Source organism: Clostridium sp. AM42-4, from assembly GCF_003480105.1.
In the GTDB taxonomy this organism is placed as follows: Bacteria; Bacillota; Clostridia; order Lachnospirales; family Lachnospiraceae; genus Brotaphodocola.
The window spans coordinates 1-483 of record NZ_QUIK01000038.1; the positions used below are offsets into that span (position 1 = coordinate 1).

The 483-nt window shown below is 45.3% G+C and carries 2 protein-coding genes; one reads left to right on the forward strand and one right to left on the reverse strand.

All coding sequences use genetic code 11. The features are described from left to right. Positions 1 to 197 (forward strand): hypothetical protein (locus DW922_RS17845; RefSeq protein ID WP_207666311.1); only part of this gene is annotated, 197 nt, incomplete at its 5' end. A 146-nt stretch (positions 198 to 343) separates the two neighbouring features. Here DW922_RS17845 and DW922_RS16950 read toward each other — a convergent pair. Beyond that, on the reverse strand, positions 344 to 483 hold a 140-nt coding region (locus DW922_RS16950), incomplete at its 5' end, for a helix-turn-helix domain-containing protein (protein ID WP_147353391.1).

Genomic DNA, 483 nt, shown 5'->3' on the forward strand with positions numbered 1-483 from the left:
TTCACTTGCTACTGCCACTTTTTCAGAAAATCTATAACCAGCTTTTTCATAAAAGGCTGCGGGCTGGCGTTCTTCCCTTACTCCCTACAACACCGCAAAAAGCAAAAATGACGGACTTTCCGGCAAGAACTTTTCCGGCGGCTCGGTCTTTCCCGACAATAAGGCGTTTCGGAAGCTGCGTTTTGCCCGCTGTCTAAAAAAACGGCAGCCTTTTTTTGGTTTCACTATCTAATACGGAACTTTTGGAAATTTGCCAAAAATGAGCGCAAAAAAAGCAGCAAATCTTTTTCGGATTTACTGCTTCATGTGCCGCTGCGGGGCGGCGGGATATTCAGTTTCTATGTTATCGGTCAAGCCGGAACTTGAACAGGCTTTCAATCAGCTTTGTTCTGATGTAGTCCTCCATATCAGAGTTGTAATAGCCGTTCATCTTAGAGAAGTAGCGGATATATCCAGCGTATCGGTCAAGGACGGCTTGTATCG